The sequence below is a fragment of the Pantoea sp. R13S299 genome (genome assembly GCF_048515925.1).
Taxonomy (GTDB): Bacteria; Pseudomonadota; Gammaproteobacteria; order Enterobacterales; family Enterobacteriaceae; genus Pantoea.
The window spans coordinates 99,054-114,432 of sequence record NZ_JBLYEF010000001.1 but is presented as its reverse complement, the minus strand read 5'-3'; the positions used below and the strand labels follow the sequence as shown (position 1 = coordinate 114,432).

13 protein-coding genes are annotated in these 15,379 nt (G+C 56.1%); 3 read left to right on the top strand and 10 right to left on the bottom strand.

The window, feature by feature from the left end; genetic code table 11:
• Positions 1 to 2: 2 nt before the first annotated feature.
• The 4 genes from secD to queA form a co-directional block, all read right to left on the bottom strand.
• Positions 3 to 1,850 (bottom strand): protein translocase subunit SecD, encoded by a 1,848-nt coding sequence (gene secD / locus ACN1CO_RS00565; protein WP_419136885.1) that lies wholly within the window; start codon positions 1,848 to 1,850, stop codon positions 3 to 5.
• Positions 1,851 to 1,875: 25 nt separating this feature from the next.
• A complete protein-coding gene (yajC, locus tag ACN1CO_RS00560) occupies positions 1,876 to 2,208 on the bottom strand; it encodes a preprotein translocase subunit YajC (RefSeq protein ID WP_009091760.1) in 333 nt (110 codons plus the stop codon).
• Positions 2,208 to 3,356 (bottom strand): tRNA guanosine(34) transglycosylase Tgt, encoded by a 1,149-nt coding sequence (gene tgt, locus ACN1CO_RS00555; protein ID WP_013356969.1) that lies wholly within the window; start codon positions 3,354 to 3,356, stop codon positions 2,208 to 2,210. Before tgt ends, yajC begins: the two co-directional genes overlap by 1 nt.
• A gap of 78 nt (positions 3,357 to 3,434) precedes the next feature.
• Entirely contained in the window at positions 3,435 to 4,505 is a 1,071-nt protein-coding gene (queA, locus tag ACN1CO_RS00550; protein WP_419136882.1) for a tRNA preQ1(34) S-adenosylmethionine ribosyltransferase-isomerase QueA, read from the bottom strand.
• A 103-nt stretch (positions 4,506 to 4,608) separates the two neighbouring features.
• Between queA and ACN1CO_RS00545 the strand changes: the two genes are divergently transcribed.
• The 3 genes from ACN1CO_RS00545 to ACN1CO_RS00535 all read left to right on the top strand — a co-directional run bounded on the left by ACN1CO_RS00545 (position 4,609) and on the right by ACN1CO_RS00535 (position 7,467).
• Positions 4,609 to 5,190, top strand: coding sequence for an ACP phosphodiesterase (locus ACN1CO_RS00545; RefSeq protein WP_419136880.1), 582 nt, complete (start codon positions 4,609 to 4,611; stop codon positions 5,188 to 5,190).
• Between the two features lie 207 nt (positions 5,191 to 5,397).
• A complete protein-coding gene (locus ACN1CO_RS00540; protein WP_419136878.1) occupies positions 5,398 to 6,210 on the top strand; it encodes an inositol monophosphatase family protein in 813 nt (270 codons plus the stop codon).
• On the top strand, positions 6,211 to 7,467 hold the full coding sequence (locus ACN1CO_RS00535) for a histidine-type phosphatase (protein WP_419136876.1): 1,257 nt from the start codon (positions 6,211 to 6,213) through the stop codon (positions 7,465 to 7,467).
• Positions 7,468 to 7,978: 511 nt separating this feature from the next.
• Here ACN1CO_RS00535 and proY read toward each other — a convergent pair.
• The 6 genes from proY to phoB all read right to left on the bottom strand — a co-directional run bounded on the left by proY (position 7,979) and on the right by phoB (position 15,340).
• Entirely contained in the window at positions 7,979 to 9,331 is a 1,353-nt protein-coding gene (gene proY, locus ACN1CO_RS00530; protein WP_419136875.1) for a proline-specific permease ProY, read from the bottom strand.
• A gap of 70 nt (positions 9,332 to 9,401) precedes the next feature.
• A complete protein-coding gene (brnQ, locus tag ACN1CO_RS00525; protein WP_419136873.1) occupies positions 9,402 to 10,721 on the bottom strand; it encodes a branched-chain amino acid transporter carrier protein BrnQ in 1,320 nt (439 codons plus the stop codon).
• 390 nt (positions 10,722 to 11,111) lie between these two features.
• The gene (locus ACN1CO_RS00520; RefSeq protein WP_419136871.1) at positions 11,112 to 12,218 is read right to left on the bottom strand and encodes a cobalamin-independent methionine synthase II family protein; all 1,107 of its coding nucleotides are present in this window, start codon (positions 12,216 to 12,218) and stop codon (positions 11,112 to 11,114) included.
• Positions 12,219 to 12,382: 164 nt separating this feature from the next.
• Complete coding sequence (locus ACN1CO_RS00515) at positions 12,383 to 13,303, bottom strand: PstS family phosphate ABC transporter substrate-binding protein (RefSeq protein ID WP_419136869.1); 921 nt, start codon at positions 13,301 to 13,303, stop codon at positions 12,383 to 12,385.
• A gap of 19 nt (positions 13,304 to 13,322) precedes the next feature.
• Positions 13,323 to 14,636: a phosphate regulon sensor histidine kinase PhoR gene (gene phoR, locus ACN1CO_RS00510; protein ID WP_419136867.1), complete on the bottom strand. Its 1,314-nt coding sequence runs from the start codon at positions 14,634 to 14,636 to the stop codon at positions 13,323 to 13,325.
• Positions 14,637 to 14,650: 14 nt separating this feature from the next.
• Positions 14,651 to 15,340 carry a phosphate response regulator transcription factor PhoB gene (gene phoB, locus ACN1CO_RS00505; RefSeq protein WP_003852491.1) on the bottom strand — a complete coding sequence of 230 codons (690 nt, stop codon included), beginning with the start codon at positions 15,338 to 15,340 and terminating at the stop codon, positions 14,651 to 14,653.
• Positions 15,341 to 15,379: the final 39 nt, after the last annotated feature.

Sequence of the window (15,379 nt, the reverse complement as noted above, 5' to 3'; positions counted from 1 at the left end):
CCTCAGATAGACAGCTTGTTGATGCGTTTGCCACCGTAAACCAGGTTAACAATGGCACGGGTACCGACAATCGCGGTGAACATTGAGGTCGCGATACCAATTGCGGTGGTAATAGCAAAGCCTTTGATCGAACCGGTGCCGACCGCATAAAGAATGATAACTTTGATCAGGGTGGTCACGTTCGCATCGACAATACTGGAGAAGGCGCCTTTGTAGCCCTCATGAATTGCCTGCTGAACCGAGCGCCCGTTACGCAGCTCTTCTTTAATACGTTCGTTAATCAGTACGTTAGCATCGACTGCTACCGCCAGTGTTAACACGATACCGGCAATTCCCGGCATGGTCAGGGTCGCGCCAGGCAGCAGGGACATAACGCCGACAATCAGCACCAGGTTAACCAGCAGCGCACTCGTCGCAATCAGACCAAACTTCTTATAGAACACTACCATAAACAGGATCGAGGCGAGCAGACCCCACAGGCAGGCTTCCAGACCCTGAGTGATGTTTTGCTGACCCATGGTCGGCCCGATAGTACGCTCTTCCACAATCTGGATTGGCGCAATCAACGCACCGGCACGCAGCAGCAGCGACAGCTGACGCGCTTCGTTCGGGTTGTTGATACCGGTAATGCGGAAACTGTTCCCCAGGCGAGACTGGATATTAGCGACGTTAATCACCTCTTCCTGTTTCACCAGAATTGAACGGCCATTGGCATCTTTTTTACCGCTGTCCTTGTACTCCACAAACAGGGTCGCCATCGGCTTGCCGATGTTGTCCTTAGTGAAGTTGGACATGATGTTACCGCCTGCGCCATCCAGTGAAATGTTCACCTGTGGCTGGTTGTACTCATCCATGCTGGAAGTTGAGTCGGTGATATGGTCACCGGTCAGAATCACCCGCTTGTAGAGCACGACCGGCTGGCCATCACGCATGTCTTTGACTTCAGAGTCACCCGGTACACGGCCACTGGCCGCCGCAGTAGGATCCACGCTGGTGTTAACCAGACGGAATTCCAGCGTCGCGGTTGCGCCCAGAATCTCTTTGGCACGCGCCGTATCCTGAATACCCGGCAGCTCAACCACGATGCGGTCAGAACCCTGACGCTGAACCAGCGGTTCAGCTACGCCCAGCTGGTTTACACGGTTACGCAGAATCGTAATGTTCTGCTGAACCGCATATTCACGCGCTTCGCTGAGACGGGCATCGCTCATGGTGGCACGCAGAGCATCGCTGCCGCTGCTGTTGATCACCAGATCCTGATGACGCGAGGCCAGCCATGAGATCGCCGCATCACGACTGGCAGCGTCACGGAAACGAATTTCCACGCCGTAGTTCGCGATTTTGTTGACGGTGGTATAAGGGATATTTTTGGTGCGCAGATCGCTACGCAGCGTGTCAGCATTCTGCTCCTGCAGCTTGCTGAGCGCGGTGTCCATGTCCACTTCCATCAGGAAGTGGACACCACCACGCAGATCGAGACCGAGTTTCATCGGCTCTGCTGACAGCATACTCAGCCAGCGCGGTGTGGCTGGCGCAAGGTTCAGCGCGACAACGTAGTTTTCACCCAGCGCTTTCATGATCGCTTCACGGGCGCGTAACTGCACATCCGTATTACTGAAGCGCGCGGTAATCGCACCATTCTCCAGCGCAACAGATTTGCTCTGGATATTGTCTTGTTTTAATGCGGACTGAATTTGATCCAACGTCTGCTCACTGGCGGCGCTTCCGCGCGCACCAGTGACTTGAACGGCCGGATCCTCACCATACAGGTTGGGAAGCGCATAGAGCAGGCCGACAAGAATGACGACGACCAGCATCACGTACTTCCACAAAGGATAACGATTTAACACGGCAGTTCCCTTAGGGAAGAAAGAATTACAGCGCCTTGATAGTGCCTTTAGGCAGCACGGCGGCGACGAAATCACGTTTAATGACCACTTCATTGGTGTCATTCAGCGCGATAGCTACGTAGCCCGTGTCAGAGACTTTCGTTACGCGGCCTACCAGGCCACCGCTGGTCAGCACTTCATCACCCTTAGAGATGGAATCCATCAGCTTCTTGTGCTCTTTCGCACGTTTCTGCTGCGGACGCAGGATCATGAAATAGAAAATCAGACCAAACACCACCAGCATGATCACCAGAGAATACGGACTTCCCTGAGACGGTGCGCCAGCTGCAGCCACGGCGTCAGAAATGAATAAGCTCATTAAATTTCCCTCATTGATGAATTATCAGACGTTAATGGCGGAACTTCTTTGCCCGTCCGTTGGTAAAACTCAGTTACAAAGCGCTCTAATTTACCCTCTTCGATGGCCTGGCGTAAACCTGCCATCAGACGCTGGTAGTAGCGCAAATTGTGGATAGTGTTCAGACGCGCGCCCAGTATTTCGTTACAACGGTCGAGATGATACAAGTAGGCACGGCTATAATTGCGACAGGTGTAACAATCACACTCCGCATCCAGAGGCGCAGTGTCATCTTTGTATCGGGCGTTGCGGATTTTCACCACACCCTCAGTCACAAACAGATGACCATTTCGGGCGTTACGGGTTGGCATCACGCAGTCAAACATGTCGACGCCGCGACGGACGCCTTCCACCAGATCTTCTGGCTTACCGACACCCATCAGATAACGCGGTTTATCCTGCGGAAGCTGCGGACAGACGTGCTCAAGAATACGGTGCATGTCCTGCTTAGGCTCACCCACCGCCAGGCCGCCCACAGCGTACCCATCAAAGCCAATCTCTACCAGACCTTTCACCGAGACATCTCGTAAATCTTCGTAAACCGAGCCCTGAATAATGCCAAATAAGGCATTTTTATTACCGAGGCTGTCGAAACGGTCACGACTGCGTTGCGCCCAGCGCAGCGACATCTCCATCGAGCGTTTGGCATAGTCCCAGTCCGCCGGATACGGCGTACATTCATCGAAAATCATCACGATGTCGGAACCGAGATCGTACTGAATCTCCATCGATTTTTCCGGATCGAGGAAGATCGGGTCGCCATTGATCGGGTTACGGAAGTGAACGCCCGCTTCGGTGATTTTACGGATGTCGCCCAGGCTGAAGACCTGGAAGCCGCCGGAGTCGGTCAGGATTGGGCCTTTCCACTGCATAAAGTCATGCAGATCGCCATGCAGTTTCATGATCTCCTGGCCCGGACGCAGCCAGAGGTGGAAAGTATTGCCCAGAATGATCTGCGCGCCGGTCTCCTGCACTTCTTCCGGCGTCATGCCTTTCACAGTGCCATAGGTGCCGACGGGCATAAACGCAGGGGTTTCCACCACACCGCGATCAAAAATCAGACGGCCACGGCGTGCGCGCCCGTCTGTGGTATCAAGTTCAAATTTCACAAAGCCCCCATTGGAGAAACAGTCCAATGCAGATAACCTTCGTCGCGTAACAGGCGGTTCCGGCTATCGGTTAATAAATCAGTCGCCCACTTTTTCCAGCGGCGCCTGCGGATTTTTGCTGATAAACATCGCGTCACCATAACTGAAGAAACGATATTGCTCAGCCACGGCCGCGTGATACGCCGCCATGGTGTGCTGATAACCGGCAAAGGCCGAGACCAGCATAATCAGAGTCGATTCGGGCAGGTGGAAGTTAGTGATCAGCGCATCGATCACCTGATATTCATAGCCCGGATAGATAAAAATCTGGGTATCGTCGAAGAACGGCGCAATCAGGGCATCCTGACTCGCTTTGGCGGCGCTCTCCAGCGAACGGACGGAAGTGGTGCCCACGGCGACCACTTTATTGCCACGCGCTTTACAGGCCAGTACCGCATCGACAACTTCCTGCGGCACTTCGGCATATTCCGCGTGCATGTGATGCTCTTCGATGTTCTCGACGCGCACCGGCTGGAAGGTGCCTGCACCGACATGCAGCGTCACGAACGCCATCTCAATACCCTTCTCTTTCAGCGCCTGCAGCAGCGGTTCATCAAAGTGCAGACCGGCGGTCGGGGCTGCGACGGCACCCGGACGGGCGCTGTAAACCGTCTGATAAAGCTCGCGATCCGCCTCTTCATCGGGACGATCAATATAGGGCGGCAGTGGCATATGGCCGACGCTGTTGAGGATGTCGAGCACCGCGCGCTCATCATCAAAGACAATCTCAAACAGCGCATCGTGGCGTGCCACCATGGTCGCTTTCACGCTCTCATCTTCGCCCAGCAGCAGTTCTGCACCCGGCTTCGGCGCTTTTGAGGCACGCACGTGCGCCAGTACGCGTTTGTCGTCGAGCATCCGCTCCACCAGCATCTCGATTTTGCCGCCGCTGGCTTTACGGCCAAAGACGCGCGCCGGAATCACACGGGTGTTGTTGAACACCAGCAGATCGCCTGGATTCAGCTTATCCAGCACGTCGGTGAAAACACCGTGCGACAACGCTCCGCTGGGGCCATCGAGCGACAGCAGGCGACAGCCACTGCGCTGCGCCTGGGGATAGTGAGCAATCAGGGATTCGGGCAGTTCAAAAGCAAAATCGGCGACACGCATTGAAATGTTCTTTCTCAGGCAAAAACAGGCGGCACAGTTTAGCGGAAAAACGACCAATTCTGAACAACTGGCTGCGCAAAGGCAGTTCTGCCTATAATGCGGCATGAACTTTCTTGCGCATCTCCATCTGGCTAAGCTAGCCGACAGCTCCCTGCTCGGCAATTTAATGGCCGACTTTGTGCGTGGTAACCCGCACCAGCACTGGTCTGCGCCTGTCGCGGACGGCATTCTGATGCATCGTCGTCTGGATGTGATGACCGATGCGCTGCCGGAAGTACGCAGCGCCCGTCAGCTGTTTCGTGCGGAGACTTATCGCGTGGCACCCATTACGCTGGACGTCATCTGGGACCATTTTCTGGCCCGTCACTGGCAGCGATTCACGCCGGAGCAGACGCTGGTCGCCTTTTCTGCCGCCGCCGAGCATGAAATTATCCCGCAGCTGGCAGACACGCCCCTGGAGTTTCAGGAACTTAACGCGGTGATGTGGCGCGAGCGCTGGTTTGAGCATTATGCCCAGCCCGCGCGGCTTGAGCGGGTGCTGCACGGCATGGCCAGCCGCCGTCCACGCCTCGCGGCACTGCGCGACTCTTACCACGATTTCACCGAACACTATGATCAGTTGGAAGCGCTGTTTTTTGTTTTTTATCCGCGTTTAATGGCGCTGGCATCCAGCAGAACCCTGTAAAACCCGATCCTCTGCTGCCGGGCTGGCGGTTGCCAGCTCTGGCCTGCATAAAAAGCGTCTCTCCCGCCTCTGCACTATCTTGCCATTGCTGCTTATCTGCGGCTTAATGAAGCCTTTCTTAACAATAGTTAAGAAAACATCACAGCCAGACCGCCTGTTCAGGCGCACCTTCCGTTCGTTATGCCAAAAAAAACATAAGAGGAAAAGATGTCATCCGCTTCGCATTCTGAAATAGACGCGCGTTATCGTTACGCCTGTGACATCGCCCGTGCGGCGGGCAGCCGGGCCTTATCATGGTATCAGCAGCGTCAGACACTGGTTGTGGAACACAAAAGGGATTTGCAGGATGTGGTCAGCGAGGCTGATCGTAACGTTGAGGCATTGATTAAGTCGTTAATCGCTGAGCGTTTTCCTGAGGATGCTGTTTATGGCGAAGAGAGCGGTGGCGAGGTTGAGGGCACGCCTTTTATCTGGGTCATCGATCCTATTGATGGCACCGCCTGCTTCGTCAATGGCCTGCCTAACTGGTGCGTCTCACTGGCTGTCGTCTGTCATGGCGAACCGGTGATTGGCGTCGTTTGCGACCCTAATCATCAGGAGCTGTTTCACGCACGAGCAGGCCAGGGCGCGTGGGTCAACGAGAGCCGTCTGCAGGTTCATGATGCTCAGCATCTCAACGAGGGTCTGCTTGGCATCAGCAACTCCAGCCGGACGCCGGGTGAAAGTGCCTCACGCCTGATTAGCGGCTTAATGGAACAGGGTGGTATGTTTATTCGCATCGGCTCCGGCGCGCTGACCAGCGCCTGGGCCGCGGCCGGGCGACTGATTGGCTACTACGAAGCGCATATGCATCCGTGGGATAGTCTGCCGGGCATCGTCCTGATGCGTGAAGCAGGCGGTGTCACCAATGATTATCTGCGAGATGAAGGACTGAAAAACGGCAACCCGGTGTTGCTGACCAATGCGGCCCTTTATCCAAAAATTAAAGCGCTGACCGGTAATCGCGCTCTGGAGGAGTAAATGTCTCTGACTGTCCTGTACCGCTGTGCACTGATCCTCAGTTCTCTCTGGCTGCTAAGCCCGGCGTCACAGGCGGCGGATTACCAGCTGGAGAAAGTGGTCGAACTGAGCCGTCACGGCGTACGTCCGCCCACTCCCGGCAATCGCAAAGAGATTGAGGCCGCCAGCCAGCAACCCTGGACGCAGTGGACCACTGCCGATGGCGAGCTGACCGGGCACGGCTACAGCGCCGTGGTCAATAAAGGACGCTGGGAAGGCGAGCACTATCGCCAGCTTGGCCTGCTGAATGCGGGCTGTCCTGACGCGGCCCAGGTTTACGTGCGTGCCAGTCCGCTGCAGCGCACCCGCGCCACGGCTGCGGCGCTGACGGACGGGGCGTTTCCCGGCTGCGGCGTGACGGTGCATCACGTCGATGGCGATGTCGATCCTCTGTTTCAGACTGAAAAGCTGACGGCCACCCAGACCGACCCCGCTCAGGAGCTGGCCGCGAAACAGCAGAAAGCGGGCGATCTGGCACAACTGCAACAGCAGCTCCAGCCAGCAATTCGGCAGCTGAAAGCCGACGTCTGCCCGGCAGCAACAGAGTGCCCCTTATTTGATGCGCCCTGGGCGTTCCGGCAGACCCGTAACGGCAACACTTACGTTTACGGTCTGAGTGTGATGGCGAGCATGGTGGAGACGCTGCGGCTGGGTTACAGCGAGAATCTGCCCTTTGATCAGCTCGCCTGGGGACACATCACATCGGCCGCGCAGATCACCTCGCTGCTGCCGTTGCTGACCGCAAACTACGATCTCAGTAACGACATCCTCTATCAGGCACAGCGACGTGGCTCAATCCTGCTTAACAGCCTGCTGGAGGAGATTGCTTCCGATAGCTCGCCGACCCGCTGGCTGATTCTGGTGGCGCATGACACCAACATTGCGATGGTGCGCACCCTGATGGACTTTAGCTGGCAGTTACCCGGCTATTCACGCGGCAACATACCGCCTGGCAGCAGTCTGGTGCTGGAGCGCTGGCGCGACACCCACAGCGGCAAACGTTTTTTGCGGATCTATTTTCAGGCGCAGAGTCTGGATGGCATCCGCCAGTTGCAACCCATTGATGATAAACATCCGTTATTACGTCAGGAATGGCATCAGCCCGACTGCAGAGTCACCGATGTCGGCCTGCTCTGCCCTTATCAATCCACGCTGACTCAGCTGCGAAAAAACCTGGATAACAGCGCTGTGCTGCCGGTTTCGGTTATATTGCCCTGAGTCTGTGGCTAATCAAAGTAAGGCCGCAACCGCAATGCGGCCTTACTAATGTTAACCACTGTTAATTAACGCCATTCCGACCTTTTCTTATTTAAATCATCTGACTATCAGCGCCACGCATTTTGTTTTACGATGGTCGCGTCAATCATCCCTTTATTAACTATTTTCCTGTAATCCTTGAGTATTTCGGCGACTGGTTTCGCCGTTTTTTATTTCTGCTTTCCTCTCTCTTTATCTCACAGCACCCGCATGACGCCCGCTCTCTCGCCCTAAGCTCCATTTTCTGGTTATCATCCTCAGCGATATTCACTGCTCTTTGAAATAATCATCCCCGGAATTATTTTCTGAAATAATATGATGCATGCTCTTATTTCGCAGGCAGGAAATTAACGCCCGGTAAAAGGATTCTATGTTGTGGCGTAGATCACACTAATATTCAGATATGGGGGAAGATAAAGAAGGGAAATAGCGTGTTCTGCTCCCCCCTAAATCGGGAGAGCAGAACAGGATATTAGCGGGTTTTACGAACCAGCTTATAGCCCAGCAGCAGGACTACAATCCATACCATGCCGACATAGAGCGAAATGCGGGTATCGGGGAAATAACCAATCAGCCCGATAATAAAGCAGAGGAAGGCCACGCCGACACCGGCAGTCAAACTGCCGCCTGGCAGCGCAAACTGCAGCTTACTCGCCGCCTCTTTGCCAATTTTGCGACGGAACGCGATCTGCGACAGCAGAATCATGATCCAGACCCACACCGTCGCAAAGGTCGCCAGCGAGGCGATCACCAGGAAGACTTTTTCCGGCATCAGATAGTTCAGGTACACCGCAATCAGCATGGCGAACATCATCACCACCACCGTCACCCACGGAATCCCGCGCGACGACACCTTCATGAAGACTTTCGGAGCATGTCCCTGCTGCGCCATCCCGTGCAGCATGCGGCCCACGCCAAACACATCACTGTTAATCGCCGAGAGTGACGCGGTCAGCACCACGAAATTGAGGATAGAGGCAGCCGCTGCGATCCCCAGATGCTGGAAGGTCAGCACAAACGGACTGCCTGTCGTCCCGACCTGATTCCACGGGTAGATCGACATAATCACAAACAGCGTGCCGACGTAGAACACCAGAATACGCCACGGCACTGAGTTGATGGCACGCGGAATCGACTTCTCCGGGTCTTTCGCTTCACCGGCAGTGATACCGATGATCTCGATGCCGCCATAGGCGAACATCACCATCTGCAGCGACAGCAGCATGCCGACCACGCCGTGGGCGAAGAAGCCGCCGTTGGTCCACAGATTATGGATGCCGGTCGGCTGGCCGCCGTTGCCGAGCCCCCAGATGATCATGCCGAAACCGGCCAAAATCATCACGATGATGGTGGTGACTTTGAAGAAGGAGAACCAGAACTCCACTTCGCCGAATACCTTCACGCTCATCAGATTGACGGCACCGATAATCAGCACCACGCTCAGCACCCAAATCCAGTGCGGCACCTCGGGGAACCAGACGCCCATATAGATGCCGAACGCGGTGACGTCCGCAATCGCCACAATCAGGATTTCAAAACAGTAGGTCCAGCCGGTGATGTAACCCGCCATCGGCCCAAGATAGTCCTGCGCGTAGCGTGAGAAGGAGCTGGCCTGAGGATTATTAACGGACATCTCACCCAGCGCGCGCATGATGATGTAAGCCACTGCCCCGCCAATGATATAGGCGAGCAGCACGCTCGGTCCGGCCATTTTTATCGCATCGGCGGAACCGTAAAACAGCCCGGTGCCAATCGCCGATCCCAGCGCCATAAAGCGGATGTGGCGCGTGCTCAGTCCGCGTTTGAGCTTGTTGGTTTCTTGCATAACAACCTGTACCTGTGAAATGAAAAAACCACGGGCAGGCCCGTGGTTAAAGAAAAATCAGTGCGTTCTGTTACGAGTGAACGGCAACCTGTTCCGGTCCTTTCACCCGATCAACAACAGCGGCAATCAGCAGCATCACCAGCGACGGTGGCAACCAGGCAAGACCCTGATCGGCCAGCGGCAGATGCTGACTGAAAGCGGGCAGCAAATCTTTAAACCCGGTGGTTTTAATCGCATCAACAATACCAAACAGCAGGCTGACCAGCATGGCTGGTGCGACAATCCGGCTGCTCTTATTCCACCAGTTAAGGGTGAAACTCAGCACCACCAGCACGATACAAGGCGGATAAATCGCCGTCAGTACCGGGATGGAGATCTGAATCAGGTGGCTCAGGCCGAGGTTCGACACCACCATCGAGAACAGGCCCAGAATAAACACCAGCGTTTTATACGATAACGGCAGGTATTGCGCAAAAAATTCCGCACAGGCACAGGTCAGGCCCACAGCCGTCACCATACAGGCGATGAAGATCAGCGTGGCCAGGAAGAAGCTGCCCATGTTGCCGAAGGTGTGCTGAACATACGCATGCAGAATCGCTGCGCCGTTGGCATTTTGATCCACCAGCGCCCCACTGCCCGCGCCCAGTTTAAACAGGCAGAGGTAGACCAGCGTCAGACCCAGACCGGCAATCAAGCCAGCCAGAACGGTATAACGGGTCAGCAGCGCGGCATTGTCGACGCCACGCGAACGGGCGGCGTTGACAATCACGATACCAAAGACCAGCGCGCCCAGCGTATCCATAGTCAGATAGCCATTAACGAAACCGCTGGAGAATGCCGCACGCTGATAATCCGCAGTCGCCGGAATGGTCCCGCCTGCCGGCCACACCAGCGCAGCTACGCCCAGCACGGTCAGCGCGATAATTTTTAGCGGCGCAAGGAAGTGTCCTACCGTGTCGAGCAGCTTGCCCGGATAGAGCGACACGCCAATCACCAGCGCAAAGTAGATCAGGCTATAGATGAACAGTGGCAGCGCGCCATCACCGGTCATCGGTGCAATGCCCATTTCAAACGAGACCGTTGCTGTGCGCGGGGTGGCAAACAGCGGTCCGACAGCCAGATAGCACACGGTAGCCAGCACGATGCCAGCGACCTTGCCAATCGGGGTGCTGAGCGCATCCACGCCGCCGCCGACGCGGGCCAGCGCGATTACGGTCATCACGGGAAGACCGACTGCGGTAATCAGAAAACCAATCGCGGCAGTCCAGACGTGTTCGCCTGACTGAATACCGACCATTGGCGGGAAAATGATGTTACCCGCACCAACAAACAGGGCAAATGTCATAAAGCCCAGCGCGAGAATGTCCTTCGAATTTAAACGATGTGTCATACGGCCTGTCACTGATGTTGCGGTTAAGTTGGATTAGTGTTGTTCCCTCGCTGCGTGTAAACCGCGACCAGGCTGACAATGTCAGCGCATTATGCTCATCGCAGGGTAAAGCGCAGGTGATTTAAGCTGCTTTTATTCTGTTCACAGAGGGATGGATCGACAACGGCGCTAAGTAAAACGTTTATAGCGGCGAAAGGCAATACGGGATTGGAAAACCAGAAGGTTATACCACCATTTTTTCAAAAGGCAGTGGATAGCGTTAATTTTTGATGCAGGCGCACAAGATGATGTGCCTAAATAATAAACAGAAGGTGAGAAATCCCCGCATAAACGGGGCTGAAGATACACAAAAGGCGCGTTTTACGCGCCTGTCTGCACAACGTTACAGCACTACCAGACCTGATTCGCGATATCGACGACCAGGCGAATCTTCTGCCACTGCTGCGTTTCGCTCAGGCTGTTGCCCTCTTCGGTTGAGGCAAAACCGCACTGCGGGCTGAGGCAGATTTGATCCAGGCTGACATACTGCGCCGCCTCTTCCAGCCGGGTTTTCACCTGCGCCGGATCTTCCAGTTCACCCACTTTGGTAGTGATCAGGCCCAGCACCACCTGCTGATGACCCGGCTTAATGTAACGCAGTGGCTCAAAACCGCCGGAACGGGCGTTGTCATACTCCAGGAAGAACGCATCCACGTTGACGCTGCCGAACAGGATTTCTGCCACTGGTCCATAGCCACCTTCAGAAATCCAGGTTGAGCGGAAGTTCCCGCGACAGACATGCAGACCCACAGTCAGATCGGCAGGTTTATCCTCCAGCGCTTTATTCAGCACCTGCGCGTAAGTCTGTGCCAGCTGATCCGGATCGTCGCCACGGGCACGGATATCGCGCTTCTGATCTTCAGAGCAGAGGTAAGCCCAGACGGTGTCATCCAGTTGCAGATAGCGGCAGCCCGCGTCATAAAATGCCTTAATCGCCGCTTTGTAAGTCTGCGCCAGATCCTCGAAGTAGTCCGCCAGATCGGGATAGACCTCTGCGTCGATCACTTTGCGGCCACCGCGAAAGTGCAGCACGCTGGGGCTGGGAATGGTCATCTTCGGCACCGCATCACCGGCAATACTCTGCAGGAAGCGGAAATGCGCCAGCATCGGGTGATCCGCCGGGAAACCGAGTTTGCTCACCACTTTCACGCCATGCGCTTTGGTCTGCACGCCATTAAACTGGATGCCATGCTCCGCTTCATAACTCTCGACGCCGTCAAGACCATAGAAGAAATCGAAGTGCCACCAGCCACGACGAAACTCGCCGTCAGTGACCACTTTCAGGCCATTTTCACGCTGCTTCGCGACCACTTCGCGAATCGCATCATCTTCGACCTGCTGCAGGGCAGCCGCATCAATCTCTCCGGCAGCAAACTGTTCGCGCGCCTGCTTAATCGCAGCGGGGCGCAGGAAGCTGCCAACGGTATCGGCACGGAACGGGGCGGTTTCTCTTTGCATGATCACTCCTGTCTCTCCTGCCGGTAATGACGGCAGGAAATAATTGCATCCTGATATAAATAGCCATCTGGATGGCTACATGTCTGAACACAGAGTGTCATGAGCCGCGTTCATCTGCAACTGAAGAAAATTCAGCGATGATGAAAAAAATTCAACTTCGGGGGTTAACGCAGCGCGGCACGCGCCTGTGCCATCTGGCTGTCTGAGAGCGGCAGATAGCCCGCTTCGCTGACCCGCCGCTGGCCTTGAGGAGAGAGCACCTGCTGCAGAAACGCAGCGACCAGCGGTGGCAGCGGTTTGCCGGGCGCTTTATTAACGTAGAGATAGAGCGGACGCGCCCAGGGATAGCGGCCGCTGCGGATAGCATCGGCATCCGGGACAATCGCCTGGCCCTGATCGTTCTTCACCGCCAGCATTTTTACGCCGCTCAGATGAAAGCCAAAACTGGCGTAGCCGATGCTGCGCGAATTACCGGCCACCGCCTGCACCACTGCGGCCGACCCAGGAAACTCCGCCACGTCGCTGCGGAAATCGCCTTTGCACAGCACCTGCTGCTTGAAGAAACCCCAGGTGCCGGAGGCGGAGTTACGGCCATAGCGCTGAATGGGTCGTTTATTCCACTGCGCGCCGGTTAAACCGAGATCGCCCCAGCGCAGCGGCACGCTGTGCGCGCCACACAGGCGGGTAACGGAGAAGATGGCGTCGAGCTGACGCGGTTCAATCTGCTGCAGCGGATTGCGCTGATTCACTACCACCACCAGCGCATCCATCGCCACCGGCACCGCCAGCGGCGGATAACCGTAGCGCGCCTCAAAAGCCTGCCGCTCATCGGCCTGCATCGGGCGGCTCATCGGCCCGAGCTGTGCGGCGCCCGCCGCCAGGGCAGTGGGCGCGGTCGAAGAACCGGAGGCCTGAACCTGCACATTCACGCCCGGCGCCTGGCGACTGAAATCTTCGCCCCACAGGGTCATCAGATAGCCGAGCGTATCGGATCCCACGCTGCTGAGATTGCCGGAGAGCGTGCCGGGCTGGGCCAGAGCCAGACCCGGCAGCAGAGAGACGATCAACAAAACAAGGAGGCGCATCAGGGAGATCCGGCAGCGATTAATGAACGGCATTCTCCTGCATCACGCTGCTGACAATCAACCTCGCAGGCAGCGTAAAGGTAAAACAGGTCTCTTTATTCGGTACGCTGGTGATATCGAGCCGCGCGTTATGGTGACTCAGAGCATGTTTCACAATCGCCAGCCCCAGCCCGCTGCCGCCAGTGGCGCGCGAACGTGCTTTATCGACGCGGTAGAAACGCTCTGTCAGACGCGGAATATGTTCTGAGGCGATACCCGGCCCGTTGTCGCATACCCGGAAAGTAGCCCCTTGTTTGCCGCGCAGCCAGCTGATATCGATCCGCGTGCCGTCCGGCGTATGATTCACCGCATTGTAAACCAGATTGGAGATGGCACTACGCAGCTGTTCATCGTTGCCAAACACTTTCAGATGGGGATCGGTGTGGAAATGGATATCGTGACGACCGCCACTCAGCGTCGCCGCCTCATGCTGCAGTAATTTGAGCATCACCGGCACATCAACCTTCTCTTTCAGATCGATCGCCGGTGCGGCTTCGATGCGCGACAGCGTCAGCAGCTGTTTGACCAGGCTGTCCATACGGCGCGTCTGCTCCGACATCGTGTGCAGCGCTTTACTGCGCGAAGGCTCGCTCATCACCGAATCGTTCATCATCTCCAGATAGCCCTGCAGCACCGTGAGCGGCGTGCGTAACTCATGGCTGACGTTGGCAAAGAAGTTGCGACGTGCCCCTTCCAGCTGATGCATCTGCGTCACATCACGCGCCACCAGCAGCCACTGCCCCTCGCTGTAGGGCATGACGCGAAATTCCATATGAAGTTTGTTGTTCAGCACCAGCGTCAACGGCTTGTCGAAATCGCGCTGGCGCAGATAGCGGGAAAACTCCGGATAACGCAGCAGATTAAGGATGTTCTGGCCATTATCTTCCGGCCAGCGCAGGCCCAGGTGCTGCTGCGCCAGGCCGTTACACCAGAAAATGGTGCCCTCTTCCGTGGTCAGGATCACCGCATCCGGCAGCGACTCGGCGCCGCTGCGGAAACGCTTAATCAGATTACCGAGTTCACGCCGCCGCCGCCGGTTGCGCAGTTGCATCTGGTAAAGACCATAAAACAGCGGCTCCCAGCTGGCACGCCCGGCAGGCGGCGTCATGGTGCGGTCGAGCCACAGCCAGTGCGACAGCCGCATCAGATTGTGGAAATGCCATAACAGGACCATGACCACGCTCAGCAGCAGCCACCAGGGCAAACCGCCAAACAGCAGGCCCAGCAGCGCCGCAGGCAGACAGGCCAGCAGCAGTTCTGTCAGTAATCTCTTCCAGGAGAGGCGTTCCAGCACGGTAAAGGCTCCGTTTAGTAGCGGGCAGAGAAACGATACCCTGTTCCACGGACGGTTTGTACCATGCGATCGTGGCCGGAGACTTCCAGCGCTTTACGTAAACGGCGAATGTGAACATCGACTGTACGATCTTCCACATACACATTGGTGCCCCAGACGTGGTTCAGCAGCTGTTCGCGGCTGTACACGCGCTCCGGGTGCGTCATAAAGAAGTGCAGCAGCTTATATTCGGTGGGGCCCATCTCCAGCGGCGTGGTTTCGGACATCACGCGATGTGAAGAGGGATCCAGACTCAGTCCCTGCATCTCAATCACCTCTTCCACCGCCATCGGTGAAATACGGCGCATTACCGCTTTAATCCGCGCCATCAGCTCTTTGGGTGAAAACGGCTTGGTAATGTAATCGTCGGCGCCCACTTCCAGGCCACGCACCCGATCTTCCTCTTCACCGCGTGCGGTGAGCATCATCACCGGAATATCGCGGGTCATCGCCTCACGTTTCAGATGTTTGATAAACTGAATACCGCTGCCTCCGGGTAACATCCAGTCCAGTAAAATCAGATCGGGCCAGGGTTCAATCAGCTTGCCAACGGCGCTGTCATAATCTTCCGCCTCGATTGGCTGATAGTCGTTCTGCTCCAGAACAAAACACAACATTTCACGGATGGGGGCTTCATCCTCCACAACCAAAATGCGCTTAGCCATTATTACTCCTGCTGATTATGACGGCTGTCACTGAGATTC